We start from the raw sequence: 19,653 nt of genomic DNA, 5'->3' as shown, positions 1-19,653 counted from the left end.
TTTCACTCAGTCTCTCCTTCACCCTTCGGCTGCTTGTTCCTGTTTTCATTTTTCTTGATTAGCGGAGCCAGCTCCGACTCATGACCTGACGTTACACGCTTGAACTCCGGCGTCTCCTCGCGGATCTGCTGAGGTGATTGGCCAGACCCCATCAGCCAGACCGGCAGCCTTAGAATAGTGTCCTTCTTATCCATCGCCGACAGTGAAACAAAAGGCGACAGATAGGGTATGCCGAAGGAGCGCAGGCTGTTCATATGCGCCACCAGTACAATAAGGCCAAGCGTGATGCCGTAGAACCCGAACATTCCTGCCAGCAGGAGAAAAGCAAACCGGATAATCCGCCCTGCAATCGCCATGTTATATGCCGGAATAGCAAAGCTGGCTATTCCGGTCAACGCGATAACGATAACCATAATAGGTGTAATAATTCCTGCCTCCACCACCGCCGAACCGAGAATGAGCGCACCAACGACAGAGACGGTCTGGCCGATTGCGCGCGGCATGCGTACCCCGGCTTCACGCAAGATTTCAAAAGCACCTTCCATCAGCAGCGCCTCGACAAAAGCCGGAAAGGGCACATTTTCCCTCTGGGAGAGCAGGTTAATCAATAGTGTTGTCGGAATCATTTCATAATGATAAGTAGTGAATGCAATATATACAGAAGGGCCCAGCAGCAGGACAATAAAACTGACATATCTGACAATCCGCATTAAAATGGCTATATCAAACCGCTGGGCATAATCCTCTGCCGACTGGAAAAATTGAGTGAACACCGCAGGTAGAATCAGCACAAACGGCGTTCCGTCCACAATGACAACGATCCGGCCTTCCAGCAGATTGCCCGCAGCAACATCCGGCCGTTCCGTATTATAGATAGTCGGAAAAGGTGTGAAGGTCTTATCCTGTATCTGCTCCTCCAGGAAACCCGATTCCAGCAGCTCATCTAGAGCAATCCTATTAAGTCTCTGCCGCACTTCCTCTACCAGATCCTCACCGGCTATGTCTTTCATATACATCATAGCCACATGGGTCTGCGTCTCCTTGCCAAGCTTCATGTATTCCAGTCGCAGCTTGGAGGACTTAATCCGCCGGCGGATGAGAGAGACATTAGTGCCCACCGCTTCCACAAATCCGTCCTTCGGTCCGCGGACCACCACCTGCGAAGAGGATTCCTCAACGGACCGCGTTTCCCCGCCTTGTGTCGCACAGATAATCGCCAGTGTATAGCCCTCAATCAGAATCGCAGTATCCCCTGAGAGTACGGCCAGTATAATATCGTTCCATTCCTCCTGGACCTCCGCTTCACCAATTTCCAGAATACGGCTCATTAGCAGCGCGGGGAGATCTGGAGGATGATCTTGGCTGTCCTGAGGCCCATCCGAATTCAACAGAAGTGACCCGACTACAAATTCATTAACGGAAGTCTTATCCGCCAGTCCGCTGAGATGGACAGCCGCAGCCTGTACCGGACGGTCTCCGCCAATCTCAACTTTCCGCACCTTCAGGTCAGGACTGTTGCCAAGCTCACTCCGGACGTTCCTGATACTCTCAGCCAGATTCTCTGACAACCCTGATAATCTGCTGCCGGAACCTGCAGAATCAGCAGATCTCAGTTGTCTGCCTGTACGTCGCTTTGTATCCACCAGACTCACCCTTTCTTATGCTGCTCCTTATTATTCACGGATCGACCTGCCATTATTCGGCTGCCTTTGATCGCCCGAAATGCCAAAAGGATGCCCTGCAAGCCTGAACGGCTTGCTGGACATCCTTTTGAAAATCTCCTGCCGGTGAGAAGCGCAGGCTGAATATCTGTTCGCTTAAATCTCTACAGAACCTGTGTATACCACCTGCGCCGGGCCGGTCATATACACATGGTTGTCCTGCTCGTTCCATTCAATAAACAGATTACCGCCTTTAAGGCTGATTACAGCGCAGCGGTCGGTGAGACCATTCAGTACAGAGGATACCAGCGTTGCGCAGGCTCCTGTGCCGCAGGCCAGGGTAGGTCCCGCACCGCGTTCCCAGACACGCATATCAACATGACCGCGGTCAAGAACAGTCGCAAACTCTACGTTTACTTTTCTCGGGAACAACGGATGAACTTCAAGCTTCGGACCCCACGTTGCAAGATCAAAGGATACCGCATCTTCCACATAAATCACACAATGCGGGTTACCCATCGATACAGCTGTGAACTTGAATTCTGTACCATCCGCTTCAATCGGCTGATCCAGCACCGGCTCGGCGTCAATGGCCACTGGAATCTGTGTTCCTGACAATACAGGTTCACCCATATCAACAGTAACTGTCTCAACCACGCCATCCTTCACGGTGAGGGATACCTTTTGTTCCCCGGCACCGATCGTTTCAATGACAATCTCCTCTGACTCCACCAGACCATGCTCATACACATACTTGGATACACAACGGATTGCGTTTCCGCACTGTTCAGCTTCTGAGCCATCCGAGTTCATAATGCGCATCATATAATCTCCGCGTTCGGACGGAAGGATGTACACCAGTCCGTCGGCACCGATACCGAAGAACCGGTTGCAGAGTTTAACTGCCAGCTCCGCAGCATTGCCGGGCAGCTCCTGTTCACCAAATACGATTATAAAATCATTGCCGAGGCCATGCATTTTTGTGAATTCCATTGAAAGGTCCACTCCTAAAAGTTTTGTATTCTTGTGAAACAAGCATACCTTAAGGAGAGGACCGATGCTATTGATTTTATGCTGAAATTTTTGTACTTTTTATCATCGTCCGCCCGCCGCTGCGGCTGCGGTTCTTTTTACCGCCCCATACGCTGCCCGCTCCCATAAGGAATGTAGGAATACCCGCGCTTACGAATACGAGGCACCATTCGCGGAAGTTCAGCGGTACGGTCTTGAACACCGGCTGCAGTAGCGGCAGATACATAACAACCAGCATTAAGAGTACAGATGACAATACGGCAAGAACAAGATATTTATTCTGTAACGGGTTGCGGTGGAACACGGATCGGGAGCTGCGGCAGTCAAATACATGGATAAGCTGCGCCATTACCAGTGTGGCAAAAGCAACCGACTGCGCGCGGATCAGCTGCTGTGCACTGCCCGGATCAATCCTCAGGGTCATCCAGAAGGCACCTAATGTGCAGAGACCAATCAGCAGTCCGCGGCTGATAATTTTCCAGCCCAGCCGGCGGGCAAAGATATTTTCCTTCGCGCCGCGCGGCTTATGCTCCATCAGGTCCTTCTCCGGCTGATCGACACCCAGCGCCATGGCCGGCAGTCCGTCCGTGACCAGATTCACCCAGAGAATCTGGATCGGCACAAGCGGCAGCGGCAGGCCCAGCATCATCGCAAAGAACATGGTCAGAATCTCACCGACATTGGAAGCCAGCAAATAGCGGATGAATTTGCGGATATTTTCATAAATATTCCGCCCTTCCTCTATCGCAGCAACGATGGTCGAGAAATTATCATCACCAAGGATCAGCGCCGAAGCCTCCTTAGTAACATCGGTACCGGTGATCCCCATGGAAATCCCGATATCCGCCGCTTTGATCGCAGGTGCATCATTAACCCCGTCTCCGGTCATTGCCACCACATGTCCGCGCCGCTGCAGTGATTTCACAATCCGCAGCTTATGTTCAGGGGATACACGGGCATAGACGTAGACATTATCCGAGATCTTATCCAGCGCATCATCGTCCATCCGGGTCAGCTGGCTGCCGGTCAGCACAGTTCCTCCGCGCTGCAGAATGCCGAGCTGATGTGCAATGGCTTCTGCTGTCGTTCCGTGGTCGCCTGTTATCATCACTGTTTTGATGCCCGCCCGGCGGGTAATGCTGATTGCATCGCGCACCTCACGACGCGGCGGGTCAATCATTCCGGCCAGTCCGACAAAGACCAGCTGGCTTTCCGCTTCCTTTTCACTGCCTACCACTTCACCTGAGCGGACGTCGCGGTAAGCCATGCCGAGCACCCTCAAGGCGCCAGAGGCCATTTCCTCATTCGCCTCAAGCACCTTTTGGCGAAGTGTCGGAGTGCATGGTACAACTCCGCCCTCCCATAGCATATAGGAGCAGCAATTTAACAGAACATCCGGCGCCCCTTTGGTGCAGATCATCCGTCCGCCGGGATGGCTGACAATGACAGACATAAGCTTTCGTTCCGAATCGAACGGGAATTCCTGCTCTCTGGCATAAGTAACCGCGAGGGATTGCGCGGTAAGTCCCATTTTGGAGGACAGAGCCACCAGGGCTCCTTCGGTCGGGTCACCCTTGAGCTCCCATACCGACTGGCCCTTAAGCGCCTTTTCCGTCTCCTCACCCTTTTCCTTCCCCTTGCGCTTGCCGCGCATTTCTCCGGGGAAGGTCTCAACGATTTCAGCATTGCTGCAGAGTGCACCGATCTGCAGCAAGCGGCGCAGACTCTGGTCAGCTTTCAGGTCGACTGGTTTGCCCTTCTGCAGAACGTGCCCGCTTGGCGCATAACCTTCACCGGTCACCTCCAGGCTGCGGCCGGCATTCCAGATCCGCGTCACGGTCATCTTATTCTGAGTCAGCGTCCCTGTCTTATCCGAGCAGATGACAGAAGCGCAGCCCAGCGTCTCCACCGAAGGCAGCTTGCGGACGATAGCCTTACGTTTGATCATCCGCTGCACTCCCAGCGCCAGCGCGATGGTGACAATGGCCGGCAAACCTTCAGGAATAGCTGCTACCGCAAGGCTTACACCGGCGAGGAACATCGCAGCTGCTGGCTGACCATGCAGAATTCCGGCAAGCACAACAACGATTGTCAGGCCGAGCGAGACATAAATCAGGATTTTCCCGAGCTGCTCCAGCCGGTGCTGCAGAGGCGTTTCCTGGGACTCGGTATTCTGGATCAGATCTGCGATCTTTCCCATCTCAGTATCCATACCCGTACGAACAACGAGGGCTTTGCCCGTCCCGCGAGTGACCATCGTGCCCATGAAGCCGATATTTTTCTGATCCCCTAGCGGCAGCTCTTCGGCATGAATGGCTTCCGCATGTTTGGAGACCGGCAGTGATTCACCAGTCAATGCGGACTCCTCAGCATACAGTGCGCTGCACTCCAGCCAGCGGACATCGGCCGGAACCCGGTCACCGCTTTCCAGCAGCACGATATCGCCCGGAACGAGCATTCTGGCCGGGATCACTTCCTGTTTGCCGTCACGCAGTACCTTTGCACTCGGTGCAGAGAGCTGCTTCAGCGCCCGCAGTGAACGCTCGGCGCGGAACTCCTGCACAAACCCAAGCACCCCGTTGAGCAGAATAATGGCGACAATTGTAATTGCGTCCAGGTATTCACCCAGAAGGCCGGAGACCAGTGTTGCCCCCATCAGCACAAGCACCATAAAGTCCTTGAACTGGTTAAGCAGCAAGGTCAGCGGCGAGACAGTTTTTCCTTCAGACAGCTCGTTGTACCCGCTCTCTTGGCGTCTTTCCGCGGCCGTCTCTCCGCTTAGGCCCGCTCCCGGATGAACGCCGAACATCTTCTGCAGTTCCTCAGCACCGAGCCGGTGCCAGCTTTTTTGTTCCATATCGTTTCTTTCCCCTCCCGGTCGTTTCTTGACTTCCGGCGGCGCACAGCTTTTCCACCTGTTCATGACCAAGTGTATTCATGGTCGTCCCAAAATATCACTGCCTGGCCGCTTCTCCTTTTGCGCGAATGTGTTAAAGTATGGCATCATAGAGAGTAGGATATTATCATTTTGCGACAGGAGAGCTTTATCATGGCATTAGACGGCATTGTTACCAGAGCGATCGTGCACGAACTTCAACCCTTTATTGGTGCGCGCGTCGGCAAAATATATCAACCCAGCACTCACGACCTTATTTTCATCCTGCGCGGTGCAGGCGGCGGAGGAAAGCTGCTCCTCTCCGCCAATCCGACCTATCCGCGCCTGCACCTGAGCGATCGCAACAGCGTCAATCCGGCGGAAGCGCCGATGTTCTGCATGCTGATGCGCAAGCACTGCGAAGGCGGAACCATAGAGAGCATCACCCAGGTAGGCATGGAGCGGATCATTCATATCCAGATCAGAACCCGGGATGAGCTTGGAGATGTATCCGCCAAAAAGATTATCATCGAGCTGATGGGCCGCCACAGCAATATCATCCTCACCGATCTTGCCACCGGTACGATTATCGATGGTATTCACCATGTAACCCCGTCGATCAGCAGCTATCGTATTGTGATGCCCGGAGCAGCGTATATGGAACCGCCGCAGCAGCATAAGCTGAATCCGCTGGCCGTCGGGCAAGCGGAATTTATCCGCCTGATGGCATCTGCTGAAGAAGCTGCACTGCTGGCTGGCAGCGAGGAAGAAGAACCCGAAGATATGATTGAGGGGGACATTGCGGAGCTGCTGCGTTCCCTGGAAGAACCGAAGGCGGACGGCAGCGGAGGTCCGGCACCTTCCGTAGACCCAATGGGCTGGATGGTTCATGCGTTCAGCGGAATGAGTCCGCTCATCGCCGGTGAGATCCTGCTGAGAGCCGGCTGGCGGCATAATGCGGGCGGTACGGCTGATCCAGCTCAGCTATGGGCTGCTTTTGACTCTATCATGTCGCCGGTAAGAGAGTTTCAGTTCTCTCCCGTTACAGGCTATAATGCCAAAGGCAAGCCAGTCTTTTCAGCCATTCCGCTGACTTCACTTGGCGGTGACGCCAAGCACTACAGCTCAATTAGCGCGTGCCTGGAGGATTATTACGGAGATAAAGCGGAGCGGGACACGGTGAAGCAGCGGGTAAGCGACCTGATCCGTTTCCTCAGCAACGAACGCAGTAAAAATGTGAAGAAGCTGGCCAAGCTCCAGAAGGATCTGGCCGAAGCGGATGACGCAGACCAGTACCGGATCTGGGGGGAGCTGCTTTTTGCTTCCCTGCATACCGTATCCAAAGGCGATAAAGAAGCAAAACTGGTCAATTATTATGATGAGAACCAGGCCGAGATTACCATCCCGCTCGACCCGCTGCTTACACCATCGGATAATGCACAGCGCTATTTCAAGAAATACAACAAGTATAAGAACAGCCTGCTAGTGATTGAGGAGCAAAGGATCAAAACAAATGAAGAAATCATTTATATGGAAATGCTGCTGCAGCAGCTGGAGCATGCCTCCCTCAATGATATCGAGGAAATCCGCGATGAGCTGGTGAATCAGGGCTATTTGCGCGACCGCAGTAAAAAAGGCAAAAAGAAAAAAAAATCGACCCGTCCGACCCTGCAGGTCTATACTTCCTCAGAAGGTGTGGACATTTATGTCGGCAAAAACAATTTGCAGAATGAGTACGTCACGAACCGGCTGGCCTCGGCCAATGACACCTGGCTGCACACCAAAGACATTCCGGGCTCGCATGTCGTAATCCGCAGCGAAGAGTTCGGCGACGCCACACTGGAGGAAGCGGCACAGCTTGCTGCTTATTACAGCCAGGCTAAGCAATCAAGCAGCGTCCCTGTAGACTGCACGCTAATCCGTCATGTCCGCAAGCCGAGCGGCGCTAAACCCGGCTTCGTCATCTACGATCATCAGAAGACGCTGTTTGTCACACCGGATGAGGAGCGGATTAAAAGCCTCCCTAATGTTCTGCGGAGCTAACTAAAGAATAGCTAAGCTCCATTAATTCTGACCTTCTATAAAAACCCCCGTATAACTGCGACGATTTCTCGTCCAGCCTTACGGGGGTTTTGTCTGCTGCCGGTCATAGAGCAGGTGGAAGTTTCATAGAAAGGGCGGCACATCGATCTTGTGCCGCCCATCATCGTTATTTGCGGTTGCCTTCCGCCCGATTCCGGAGCTGCTCCAGCACAGCCACCGGAACACTCACACTGCCCAAATCGCCATGGAAGATGACACCTTGACGCGCACCATGGAAATCCGACCCGCCGGTAACCAGCAGCCCAAATTCTTCAGCCATTGATTCATAGCGGGCTTCATCTTCCGGACCATGATCGGAATGATAAGCTTCAATACCGCCAAGGCTGCTACGGGCAATAATCCTCCGCACCAGTTCATCATCACCGTATATACCGGGATGAGCCAGCACCGGGGTCCCCCCAGCTTCAAGGATCCACGTGCAGGCTTCTTCCGGCGTTATGCGCGGAGGAGATACATAGGCTGCCGCACCGTCTGCCAGATATTGATCGAACGCAGCACGCATATCCGCCACCACTCCCAGCCGCACCAGCTCATCGGCGATATGCGGCCGCCCGACGCTCTCATCCGGCTTTAATTCGCGGCCCAGATTAGCTATAACCTGCTCCAGTGTAATCTCTATGCCAAGCCCGCGCAGTTTAGCGATAATCGCTTCGTTCCGGGCCGCCCGGGTATCTCGCTGTGCTGCAAGCCGTGAGAGAAACCGCTCCTGCTCGAAATCTACATAATATCCCAGTACATGGATTTCCTTGCCTTCAGCACGGGTACTGATCTCAACGCCTGGAACTACTGTAATTCCAAGTTTCAAGCCTTCTTCTATCGCCTCAGCAACACCGCTGACCGTATCATGATCAGTAATCGCTACAGCCGACAACCCCTTGGTATAGGCAATCCGTACATTCTCCGCTGGCGGCTGCATGCCGTCCGATGCTTGAGAATGCGTATGCAAATCAGCGCGCCCCTGCAGTTCAGACTTAATGTCCTCTTTTAACAAATTATCATCCTGCTGGTTCCCCATAACTGCCACCTCCGTTCCCAAGATTTATTATTTGTCTGCCGACTCCCATTCTTCACGAAGAATCCCCATTTTGATGGCATCATAATACTCGCCCCGCACGATACGTGCTTTACGGACACGCGCCTCTTCTACCATACCGCATTTAGCAGCCAGACCCATCATCCGGACGTTGCCGGACCAGGTGCCTATACCGAGGCGTACGGTATCAAGCGAATTAAATAGATAGGCCATCCACATTTTGAACGCCTCAGTTCCGTAACCGCCTGACCAGTACCGGGAGTCAAAAATAACGATGCCGATTTCGAACCAGTTCGTAGCCTCCGACACCCAGTATCTGCCGACCGTACCTTTTAGCTCACCATCGATTTCAATAATCAGCCGGTTCCGGGGTTCATCCGTTCCAGCAAGGGCTAATGCCCCCTGATATTTCCCGGCGAATTGTTCATAGCTCAGCTCTTCCAGCGGTTCATAGGGTCCGTCCCAGCGCTGAAACTCCTGGTCTTCTGCCTCATAGTAGTAATAATAGATTTTACGTATATCGCTTTCGGTCAGATCCCGCAGTACAACCTTTTCTCCCCGCACGAATACAGCCATTCCTCCGACTCCCCCCTATGTTATATACATTTCAGAATATTACCATTCATCCGTATGCTCACGCAGAAAAGTCAGAAAGGTGACCGCCGAGATTGGAAGCAGCGTTGATTTCAGATGAATCGCATAGAATTGCCGTTTAAAAGAGGCATCTGAAATATTCACAATTTTCAGCAACCCCAGAGTGACCTCATGCTTGACCGAAGAAGCTGAGATAATCGTGATGCCTAGTCCGGTTTCCACAGCTGACTTAACAGCCCCGGTGCTGCCCAGCTCCATCACCACCCGCATTGCTCCCGGATCCAGCCCTTTGTCCAGCATTTGCTCCTCCATCACCCTACGGGTTCCCGACCCTTGTTCACGCAGCACGAACGGATACTGCAGCGCTTCAGCCAGCGTAACCTCCTCCTGGTCCGCTAACGGATGCTCCCAGGGAACGATTAGCTTCAGCTCATCGCCCATGACCGGTTCAAATACCATCGCCGGATGCGATACCGGGGCCTCAATCAGCCCGAAATTCAGCTGATGCTTATGAATCTCCTCTATGATCTGCGAAGTGTTCATCACCTTCATCATAATAGAGATATTCGGATAGGCTTTACCGAATGGCCCGAGCAGCCGCGGAAGCACATACTCGCCAATCGTCAGGCTGGCACCCAGCTGCAGCCGCCCTTCCAGCATATGAGTGAACGCCGACATGGCCTGATCTGCCTCCCGGATCAGCTGGATACTCCGCCGTGCATAAGGCAGAAGGACTTGCCCTGCTTCGGAGAGGACGATTTTTTTACTGGAGCGGTCGAATAGCTTGGCACCAAAATAATCCTCCAGCGCCTGCACCTGCATGGTCACGGCAGGCTGTGTCATATGCAATCTCTGGGCCGCAGCCGAGAAGCTTCCCTGTTCGGAAACGGTATAAAAAATATGTAACTGATGAAAATTCATGCGTTCAGGACTCCTTCATTGCTACATTAGCAGAACTTTTTATATCCAACCAACTTCGGTCGTGGACTGCGGTGAATGTTTGGATTTCCGGTCGCTGTTATGTTTGGATTTCCTGATTAAAACCGTTGTCCACGGTTGAAATCCAAACATAAAGGCGATCGCTAACGCTCCTACAGTTCCAAACTTCACCTCCGCTACTTCTGCCATTGGCAGTTCTTTAGTTCAGCAAAAATAGCAATTCATTTTAACTTTCAGTAGAGACTTCCTCTCAAAAAAAGAACATGCAGCCTCAGCCGCATGCCTTCTTTGTAAATCGCTGTGCACTATCTGCGTTTGCGGCGCTTCTTCATCAGCTTCATCCGGCGGGAATTCCGCAGCCTGGAATAATACGTCTGCAAATCCCGCAGTTGTGGAGTCGCTGAGATCCGCCCCAGAAAGGATATGATGACCATGATATGCAGCGGACGTCCGGAAAGGCTGGTGACGCCTTCCAGCTGCTTGAACTCTGCAATCACAACGGTATCCTCATCTATCAGGAACGCGTTGTATTTGCTCTGCAAATATGGCTTTATCCGGTTCTGTTTCAGACATTGCCACAACCATGCGCCAATCTCTCCACTAGTGCCGTTGCCTTCGCCTTGGCTTACCCGGTCCAAATAGCGGCTCTGGGCATGAGAAGTTATCACGATATCAGCGACCCTGTAATCATTCAGCATGATGTGGAAGGGTTCGAACGCCCCCCACGACTCCAGCCCTTTGCCATGCATTCTCATCACTCTCCACCGAAAGGGTCTAGCATGCTCTTATTGTTGTCAATATTACCGCATAGACGCAGCTTGTTCAAGCGTACTAACCCTACTCCGCCGCAGAGAACTGCCTGTGTTAGTTGCCGGAGCTGCTGGCAACAAAGTCAGAATCGTCCACATAGCTGCTGCCTTTGATCATTTTGCATCTTTTCTTAACCCGCGCCGCTTCCTCGGAAAGGGCTTCGATCGTTGCGAACTGGCGGAAGCGGTTTGTCACTACAGCAACGGAAATAGAGACCAGCGGGATTTTTTCCATGCGCCCCGAGCGGGTTTCCGCCAGTACATATTGCTGTGCAAGATGACCTGGGTTATAGAAGCCTTTAACAGCCATTTCGAACTCTTTAATGATCCTCTTGCAGCAGTCTTCATACTGATAATTATTGATAAAGATGATAAAATCATCTCCGCCGATATGGCCCAGGAACCCTTCCAGCTGCAGGGCTGAATGCTTCAGTATCTCAGCTGCCGCCTGAATCATCCGGTCGCCCTCTTTAAATCCGTATGTATCGTTATACGCTTTGAAGTGATCCAGATCGATGTAAAGCACACTGAACTGTTCCTGCAAAAGCGACTTCACCATCCATTCGTTGATGCTGAGGTTGCCGGGCAGACCTGTGAGCGGGTTGAGAAAGCTGGCCGCAACCGCCTGAATCTCGGCAAAGTTAAGCAGCAGATCACGGACGCTAACCGCCCCGAATAAATGCTCTTCATGTGTTACAAGCACGTAGTCGTATAGATGCTCCTCGCTTCTGTCCATAGCTAATCGGCTGACCTCAGTAATCGGTGTCTTGTAGTCAACCACCAGCGGGTTCCGGTCCATAACCAGTTCCACCGGTCTGCCCATATAAAGCGTATAACCGTACAAAGTGCCGATCTGCTGATAAAAACGGATGCGCATGATCAAGGCTACGGCTTGTCCGTTTTCAGTAACGCACACTCCCTGGAGCCGGGGGCTTGTTTTGAAGATTTGATCTACATACTCGCATTTATGATGCGGGGAAATCTCCGGTATCTGCTCAGCAATTTCACCGATCTGAAGAAACATAGCTGTATCCTCCTCTTCCTGCAGCTTGAATGGAACCCGGCGGCAAGGCTCCTTGTACCGGAAGCTGTGCCGGTCTGCCCAGCGCATAGCCCTGTCCGAAATCGATGCCTGACCGCTGTAGAAACAGCAGCTCCTCCGCCGTTTCAATCCCTTCTGCGATTACCCGGGTTGCTGAGCGTGCAGCATATTCCCTGACCAGCTCCAGCAGCTCCTGCTGCTCCCGGCTGCCGTGAATTCCACGGATCAGCGATTTGTCCAGCTTGATAAATTCCGGTTTCAAATAGACTAGCGTTTTTAGGCTGTTATACCCGGAACCCGCATCGTCAACAGCGATCCGGAAGCCCTGCTCACGGTAATGGGACAACACCTTTTCAAAGCCGATATAATCCTGCACCGCCTGCCGTTCAGTCAGCTCAAAAACAATCCGCTCCGGGGACAATCCCAGCGACTGCAGCAAGGCTAGTGTTTCCCCGCTTTTATGGCGGGCGTCATCCAACACCCCCGGATGGACATTAACAAAAACAAGCTTACCGCTCCCGGCCTCCGTCCTCGGCAGCCTTTCCATATACCGCGTAAATGACATCCTGCGGCAATTTTGTTCGAACCTGTACATCTGCTCCGTCCGTCCGGCAAACTCATAAAAATGCTCGGTAGTCGGGAAATGCATCGAAGCAGGGGGCCTGTTAAGTACTTCATGCCCGAGTGTCCGCCCGGTTCGCAGCTGAAGAATCGGCTGGAAAAACGTATCCAGACGTTCATTATTCATAATATCCAGCAATGCGGATAATTGGCCTAGTTCTTTGACTTCCCCTTTGAGCCTGCCGTTTAAATGCTGGAGGTACTGGGGAATTACCGCTAATTTGTGGGACAGTGTCCGCTGTTTATTCATCTCATCACCTATATACTTTTCTTCGTGAATTTTATCACTCTTTTTACAAGCATATATGGGAAGTATTAAGCTGCGATAAAGTACTCTGCCAAATCTCGACAATTAGACACAAAAATCCTCCACCCGCAGCAGCAGGCAGAGGAAAACTTAGCCGGAAGGTATGTAGTTTCACTATAGCGTGGTGGCAGAGCCCGTTCCCTGGCCGGAGCTCAGCTCCAATTCCTGTTCTCTTCGCTCAAGGTCCGCCATGGAGGTCCGAAGTGCAGCCTGCGGTCCTTCGAAATGTTTGCGGTAATACGTGAAATCCATCATTACCAGGATCAGCATCATGCCCAACATTGCATAGGCGGCGTTTTGATTAGGCGGAATCATCATAATGACACTGATGAACACGATCCACACCAGGGACAGCACAGCCACAATAGTACTGTATTTCCCTAAATTCCATGGTCCCAGATGTTTGGGCTGAAACAAGCCTTTGCGCTGGGCCAGCAGCTTCAGGAAGATCGGAATGCCGTATGCCACATATAGCCCGACCACGCTTACAGCCGTGAGAAATACTAACGTTCCGTAGGTAGCCTCCGGATTGATGATTTTAATCATATAATCAATAAAGGCCAGCAGAAAAGAGAGGGCAACCGACAGCCAGATCGCTTTGGCCGGTGTACGGTATTTCTTGGAGATTTCCGCCCAGTGTCTGCTTAGCGGCATCCCTTTGTCCCGCGAGAAGGCGTACATCATTCTGGAGAAGGAGGTAATAGAGGACAGCCCGCAAAACCACATTGCCAGGGTAATGAGCCACAGGATGATTTTGCCGAAAGTGCCGCCGAGCGCCTCGCTAATGACATATATAAAAGCATTGTCTGCCGCCGTAGCCGCGCCAGCATCCTGAATCGACAAAGTCACAAAGGCCAGCATAATAAATCCGAAAACAAACGAATAGGCTACCGAGGTGAAAATTCCCCAAGGCGCGCGGATCCGCGGATTCACCGTCTCTTCAATGGTATGGGCGGACGCATCATAGCCGGTAAAGGTCCACTGTGCCTGCAGCAGCCCGATCAGAAAGGCAAAGGCATACGGCTTGTCGGAGAACGTCTCTCCAACTTTGAATAAATAACTGACCGGCTGGAGGTCGGATTTAGTGAAAAGCGCCAGTGTTACGACCAGTCCTGCGGCAATCACAATATGGTACCAGGCAGAGAAATCATTCAATCTTGCGACCATGCGGATACCGACATGATTGCAGATGCCATGGGTGAGCAGGATAACAATAAACGTGATTAGAATCGTGGTATCCGTCGAGGTATAGCCGAAGACATCCGACAGCAGCGGATCAGCGAACAACGCAGCGGAATAATCAATGCCGGCAACAATCCCGATCTGGCCGATCAGATTGATCCAGGCTGTGTACCACCCCCACCGTTTGTTCGCCAGCACCGAAGCCCAGTGATACAGTGCCCCGGCCGTAGGAATCGCAGAAGCCAGTTCAGCCAGCGCAGCCGCTATCAGCAGCACGAACAGCGCTACCAGCGGCCAACCGTAGCCCATCATCCCCGGACCGCCGTAAGTCAGGCCATGGCCGTAAAGGGAGACAGCGCCGGTGAGTATAGAGATAATGGAAAAGGAGATCGCAAAGTTGGAGAAGCCGCCCATACTGCGCAGCAGCTCCTGGGCATAGCCGAATTTATTTAAATCCTTTTTGTCCTGCAGCAGTTGCTCATCTTTCATCTGATTCATGTCCATCTTCCTCTCCCGGTTCACATAATGGATGCTGCGAGGCATCTACCCCAAAAAGCTTTCATGAGTGGACTCATCAAATTCACGGATATTTTTGTTTGCTGCCAGTGTAATGCCAATTATGACCAGACAAGGCAGCAGAACGCACAGGATACCCAGAACCATTTTCCTCACCTCCCTGGCAAAACCTACGTTTTTGGTCAGATGCATAGTGTCTGCGGGGAATTCTAAGCGGCTACAGATGAAGGCCGATACCGCTCGTTTGCTGCTCCAATATTTTGGCGATCAGCCCGCCCAGATAAGCTCCAGCTTCAACAGGAGGGGTACCTCCCTGGTGGATATTCGAAACGACGATCCGCTCGGAATCAGTCATTCCATAGCCGGGCCGGTAGCAGAGATACGCACTCATTGAATGAGAGGTGATCAATCCCGGACGCTCCCCGATCAGAAGCCCTATTACTTCCGGATGCAGGATATCGCCGATGGCATTCATGCAGCCTACCCGGCCGTTAAGCACAAAAAACGGTGTGCCTGCGGACAATTGGAGCACCTCCAGCGAATCCAGCAGCGCCGGGTAGATGTCCCGCAGATTGCTCTCAATCGCATTTGCGCTGAGTCCGTCCGATACTACAATCTGCACTTGCGGCTGTTGTATACAGCGTTGCTTCAGGGTCTGGAGACTGCTCTCAGGCAGAAATCTGCCCAGATCAGGACGCCGCAGATACAGCTCCTTATCCAGAGCACCCGACTCCACGGAAAATAACCCCAGTTCCTCCAGCAGCCCCTGGCTGACCTTACCGTAAACCGAGTCCACTGCCGCCGCATGGTCACAGCGCAGCTTCAGCTGCTCGGCTGTAGTGGGCCGGGTTCCTGCCCGGCCAGTCCCGATTCTGGCGGGTGTTGTTTGCTTTAACCACTCAACGATGTCCACCTCACTGTTAACCATAGGATCTCCCTCCTTAAAGTTTCAGGTGCTTCAGCATTACCGTTAACTCTCATTCCATACACCGCTTAATCCTCACGTTACACAAATATCCCCGGGTCCCCAGCCCGCCTGGTCAGCCGTCCGTTCTGCAGAATTCCCATGCCTTCCGCCCATGCGGCAAACTCAGCTCCCGGCTGGAGGCGCAGCAGCTCTCTCAAGGTGGCAATATCGTGAAAGCTGGTGGACTGATAATTGAGCATACAATCATCAGCCATCGGTACACCGATGAAAAAGTTAACCCCGGCGGCCGCCAGCAGTACGGACAGATTGTCCATATCATTCTGGTCAGCCTTCATGTGGTTTGTATAGCAGACATCAACGCCCATCGGAATCCCCTGAATTTTCCCCATGAAATGATCTTCCAGGCCGGCGCGGATCACCTGCTTGCTGTCATAGAGATACTCCGGACCGATGAACCCGACCACTGTATTGACCAAAAACGGTTTAAAGCGTTTGGCGAGACCGTAGCAGCGGGATTCCAGTGTGACCTGGTCCATGCCGTGATGCCCTCCGGAGGATAGCTCAGAGCCTTGGCCCGTTTCGAAATACCAGCGGTTCTCGCCTTTCGCCGTCCCTGACTCGCGGATCAGCTGATCCGCTTCCTCCAGCAGCCGCAGACTGATGCCGAAGGAAGCATTACCGCTCTCGGTGCCGGCCAGACTCTGAAAGATCAGATCCGCGGGAGCGCCTTTACGGATTGCCCTCATTTGGGTAGTCACATGGGCCAAAACGCTGTTCTGCGTGGGGATGTTCCATCTTGTGATAACCTCCATCGTTTCATGAAAAAGGCGCACTATATTGTCTGTTGTATCCATGACCGGATTAATGCCGATCACCGCGTCTCCCACCCCGTAGCTTAACGCATCATAGATTGAGGCTTTGACTCCCTGCGGATCATCGGTAGGGTGATTGGGCTGGGCCCGGCTGCCCAGCCTGCCTTTCTGTCCGAGGACAGTGTTGCATCGGGTAAGCACCTCACATTTGGCGGAGGCCTGGATCAGATCCAGATTGGACATAATTTTGGCAACCGCTGCAGCCATTTCGCTGTTAAGGCCTCTACCGATTGCCTGTACCTGTGCATCCTCCTGTGATAGCAGCTGTTCCCGCAGATCCCCCACCTTCCAGTGGCGGATTTGCTCATACACCGCCTCATCCACCCCCTCTTCGATCACCCGGGATACTTCGTCCTCCTCTGGTGGTAGCAGCGGGTGGTTGCGGATATCGGCCAAGGTCAAATCAGCCAGCAGCAGCTTGGCTGCCATCCGTTCTTTCGCATGATCCGCAGCGATGCCGGCCAGCTGATCCCCGGACTTCTCTTCATTCGCCTTGGCAAACAGCTCCTTTAAATCATGGAACCGGTAGCTTTCACCCAGCAGGGAGACCGTTAGTTTCATGCCTTTCAACTCCTTTATTCACGGCTGAAAAACAAGGGTTTTTACTGCCACCGGAATACAGTCCCCGTCCAGAGGATAGCCGATGTCAATATAGTCACCGTGTCTGACAGCAATCTGATCAAGACAAATGCACCGCTGTTCTCCACGGGTAAGCAAGTGGATCACATTCCCGACTGCCTTGGCTATATCGTTCTCACAGATCAGAATGATCACCTTCATTCCATTCCGGAGAGAAGCCTCTGCCGCGGCGGAAGCAATCCGGCGGATTACCGGGTAGGTTTCGGGTATGCAACCCGGAATAGATACAGCAAAGTGCAAATCTGCGGGAACACCTGTGCCAAATCTCCGTTTCCCTTCCGCAAATGCATTCTCCACTGCAGCAGCCAGCCCGGCCAGGTCTCCCTCCGCTTGTTCCGGCAGGCTCAACTTTACCACCGGAATATTCCGCAGCGGCAACAGTCCGCTGTCTACAAATACAGTCGAGCCGCTAAGTGACGTTGTATGGACTCCAGCGCCGATTACGGTCGCCCGCTGCGCCTCCGGTGTGGTTCTCAGCTTAATGGAGTAGTTCGCCGCGGCCTTGACCAGGGATTCAGCCAGCAGCGGGCCAATGTCGCCAAATCGTACGGCTTCCGCCAGGCTGCGTGTACCGGGATGCTCCAGCAGCAGACCCACGCCCCCAGAGACCCACAGCTCAGACACAGGTTCTGCTGTGCCCGTTATTTCTTCAGGCTGGCCATAAACAAGAGGACAAACTTTGGGATCACGCGGATTCAAGATAGTATCCAGCAGCATGTCACTCCATTTGCCGGTAATCTCCCTAAGCTGCTCCAAGTCTGCAAGATCCCCTTCCTCCAGCCCGTAGCCCTCCCTACTCATCCACTCCGCAATGACCGGGAACAGTTTTAGCACCTTTCCCTGTGAGTCTAGTCTGATCAAACGTCCGCCAACATGAAAATTGATAGTACGCGCGCAGCTTCCGCCGGCAAAAAATGCGCAGTTCGCTGTTCCGCCTCCGATATCGATGTTTACGACCTGGCCTGCAATCTCCAGTGAACGTGCCTCCGCCCCCGATCCTTTACCTGCCAGCACAGCCTCCAAATCGCCCCCAGCCTGAGCCACGACAAATTTACCGGCAAATCGGGCCAGATAGTGTACAATCTGATCCGCATTATGCTTCACAGCAGTCTCACCTGTAATAATTACGGCCCCGGTATCCACATCTTCCGGCTGTAATCCGGCTCTCTCATACTCCCCAGCCAGGATGGCATGGAGTGCAAGGTGGTCGATATCCACGTCACTGAGGAGGGGCGTGCTGTACATGGGGCTTTCATATATCACCTTCCGCCCGGTAATCTTGAACTGCGGAAGCACTGAGGCTCCATAACAACGTTCAATTTCCAGCCTGCTGAAAATGCATTTTGTTGTGCTGGTTCCAATATCAATCCCGACACTTATCATCGAGCAGACTGTATCCGTACTTACCGCCCCCTCCTGAGAAGTTCAAAAAAAGAAAAAAGACGCCGAAAGCCCTGCATTTTTTTCTCGATGCATGCCTAAGAAGCGTCTGTGCTTAAATCATATTGGATTGTCTGCTATCTTCGATCATAGTATGACAGGGTTATACAAATGTCAATTTAAATTACATGGAATTCATTTTTATTTTATTATATTCGGAGTATGTGTTATCTATAATTACTCAATAGTCACATAATCAATATAACGTATACTCTTTCACGGACTTCCAACACCAAACCTAACACATTATTCACACATGAAACAAAAAAAACAGGCACCAGTGGGCGCCTGCATCTGAATGATCTATCAGCACATCCTACAATCCATAGTAACGGGTCTTGTCCGGTCCGTTGCTGGTGTATTCCGTCTTCAATTCATTTCGGTATGATCTTTCAATCTTACGCACATATGAGAGTCTGCGGACGGTCTTCATGACTTCCTCGGCGCGTTCCGCATTCACATACATTACGGCGTAATGCATTTTCCGGGATACATAATGCAGTGTCCCGTATTTCTCCAGGTTGCGTGCCGCTTTGACATCACTAACCCAAACAATATATCCTGTCCGTTCCGCAAACATAAGCTCATCCGCCCTTTCCTTCTCTCCCTCTTAGAGGCAGCTTATCCGCAAGAGCATTTGCCTCCGCTGCCGCATCCGCCCTTCGGCGACGGGTCATTGCTTGGAACCTTGATGCTGTCCGATACCGAGAACGCGATTGCTTCAGACATGGAATGTAGAATATCATCCAGCGTCGCCTCCGCCTGCTTGAAGCGGACAACCTCCTCGAACTGCTCAAGCTCCTTCTCTACAGCCGTCACTTCATCCTTGGCCGAATGATAGTTCGGATGAAAATGTCCAAACCGCTGTGTCTCTTCAAACAGCTCTTTCTTATTCTGAAGCCGTTTGACTATGGCCTGGATTTCGGGATTGGCGTCAACCCGCCCTTTCCAGTATAAATAATCCGACACTTCGGCGGATTGGTTAATCATATCGCCTAATTCATAGGCGTATGTCAGCACTTCGGCCATATCGACCGTATTTAATTCCGCTACGCTCATG

General features: G+C 52.5%; 16 protein-coding genes. 1 reads left to right on the top strand and 15 read right to left on the bottom strand.

All coding sequences use genetic code 11. The annotated features are described in order from the left end of the window. Positions 1-2: 2 nt before the first annotated feature. From JRJ22_RS10995 to JRJ22_RS10985, 3 genes are all read right to left on the bottom strand, one after another. Positions 3-1,643: a spore germination protein gene (locus JRJ22_RS10995; RefSeq protein WP_232381106.1), complete on the bottom strand. Its 1,641-nt coding sequence runs from the start codon at positions 1,641-1,643 to the stop codon at positions 3-5. Positions 1,644-1,817: 174 nt separating this feature from the next. Next, the gene (gene dapF, locus JRJ22_RS10990) at positions 1,818-2,654 is read right to left on the bottom strand and encodes a diaminopimelate epimerase (protein WP_206104484.1); all 837 of its coding nucleotides are present in this window, start codon (positions 2,652-2,654) and stop codon (positions 1,818-1,820) included. Between the two features lie 76 nt (positions 2,655-2,730). After that, positions 2,731-5,550: a calcium-translocating P-type ATPase, SERCA-type gene (locus JRJ22_RS10985; protein ID WP_206104483.1), complete on the bottom strand. Its 2,820-nt coding sequence runs from the start codon at positions 5,548-5,550 to the stop codon at positions 2,731-2,733. 192 nt (positions 5,551-5,742) lie between these two features. Here JRJ22_RS10985 and JRJ22_RS10980 point away from each other — a divergent pair, with 192 nt between their 5' ends. After that, complete coding sequence (locus JRJ22_RS10980) at positions 5,743-7,611, top strand: Rqc2 family fibronectin-binding protein (RefSeq protein ID WP_206104482.1); 1,869 nt, start codon at positions 5,743-5,745, stop codon at positions 7,609-7,611. A 166-nt stretch (positions 7,612-7,777) separates the two neighbouring features. Here the strand turns inward: JRJ22_RS10980 and JRJ22_RS10975 are convergent, their stop codons facing one another. From JRJ22_RS10975 to JRJ22_RS10920, 12 genes are all read right to left on the bottom strand, one after another. Beyond that, entirely contained in the window at positions 7,778-8,686 is a 909-nt protein-coding gene (locus tag JRJ22_RS10975; protein WP_206104481.1) for a PHP domain-containing protein, read from the bottom strand. Positions 8,687-8,713: 27 nt separating this feature from the next. Next, on the bottom strand, positions 8,714-9,280 hold the full coding sequence (locus JRJ22_RS10970; protein ID WP_206104480.1) for a GNAT family N-acetyltransferase: 567 nt from the start codon (positions 9,278-9,280) through the stop codon (positions 8,714-8,716). Positions 9,281-9,319: 39 nt separating this feature from the next. Then, positions 9,320-10,219 (bottom strand): selenium metabolism-associated LysR family transcriptional regulator, encoded by a 900-nt coding sequence (locus JRJ22_RS10965; protein WP_206104479.1) that lies wholly within the window; start codon positions 10,217-10,219, stop codon positions 9,320-9,322. 323 nt (positions 10,220-10,542) lie between these two features. Further along, positions 10,543-10,986, bottom strand: a complete 444-nt coding sequence (locus JRJ22_RS10960) for a hypothetical protein (RefSeq protein ID WP_206105086.1) — start codon at positions 10,984-10,986, stop codon at positions 10,543-10,545. Between the two features lie 115 nt (positions 10,987-11,101). Then, positions 11,102-12,070, bottom strand: a complete 969-nt coding sequence (locus JRJ22_RS10955; RefSeq protein WP_206104478.1) for a GGDEF domain-containing protein — start codon at positions 12,068-12,070, stop codon at positions 11,102-11,104. Next, positions 12,051-12,959 carry an EAL domain-containing protein gene (locus tag JRJ22_RS10950; protein WP_206104477.1) on the bottom strand — a complete coding sequence of 303 codons (909 nt, stop codon included), beginning with the start codon at positions 12,957-12,959 and terminating at the stop codon, positions 12,051-12,053. Before JRJ22_RS10950 ends, JRJ22_RS10955 begins: the two co-directional genes overlap by 20 nt. 171 nt (positions 12,960-13,130) lie before the next feature. Then, on the bottom strand, positions 13,131-14,696 hold the full coding sequence (locus JRJ22_RS10945; RefSeq protein WP_206104476.1) for an amino acid permease: 1,566 nt from the start codon (positions 14,694-14,696) through the stop codon (positions 13,131-13,133). A gap of 235 nt (positions 14,697-14,931) precedes the next feature. Beyond that, on the bottom strand, positions 14,932-15,642 hold the full coding sequence (gene eutC, locus JRJ22_RS10940) for an ethanolamine ammonia-lyase subunit EutC (RefSeq protein ID WP_206104475.1): 711 nt from the start codon (positions 15,640-15,642) through the stop codon (positions 14,932-14,934). Positions 15,643-15,719: 77 nt separating this feature from the next. Then, positions 15,720-17,075 (bottom strand): ethanolamine ammonia-lyase subunit EutB, encoded by a 1,356-nt coding sequence (locus JRJ22_RS10935; RefSeq protein WP_206104474.1) that lies wholly within the window; start codon positions 17,073-17,075, stop codon positions 15,720-15,722. Positions 17,076-17,093: 18 nt separating this feature from the next. After that, positions 17,094-18,536: an ethanolamine ammonia-lyase reactivating factor EutA gene (locus JRJ22_RS10930; protein WP_206104473.1), complete on the bottom strand. Its 1,443-nt coding sequence runs from the start codon at positions 18,534-18,536 to the stop codon at positions 17,094-17,096. Positions 18,537-18,909: 373 nt separating this feature from the next. Beyond that, the gene (locus JRJ22_RS10925; protein ID WP_054940223.1) at positions 18,910-19,173 is read right to left on the bottom strand and encodes a YlbG family protein; all 264 of its coding nucleotides are present in this window, start codon (positions 19,171-19,173) and stop codon (positions 18,910-18,912) included. A gap of 41 nt (positions 19,174-19,214) precedes the next feature. After that, the gene (locus JRJ22_RS10920) at positions 19,215-19,652 is read right to left on the bottom strand and encodes a YlbF/YmcA family competence regulator (RefSeq protein ID WP_206104472.1); all 438 of its coding nucleotides are present in this window, start codon (positions 19,650-19,652) and stop codon (positions 19,215-19,217) included. Between the last annotated feature and the right edge of the window lies 1 nt (position 19,653).

Origin of the sequence: Paenibacillus tianjinensis, from assembly GCF_017086365.1 — a bacterium.
GTDB lineage: Bacteria > Bacillota > Bacilli > Paenibacillales > Paenibacillaceae > Paenibacillus_AQ > Paenibacillus_AQ tianjinensis.
Note: the sequence above shows the minus strand (reverse complement) of the source record. Positions and strands in the feature narration are given on the sequence as shown.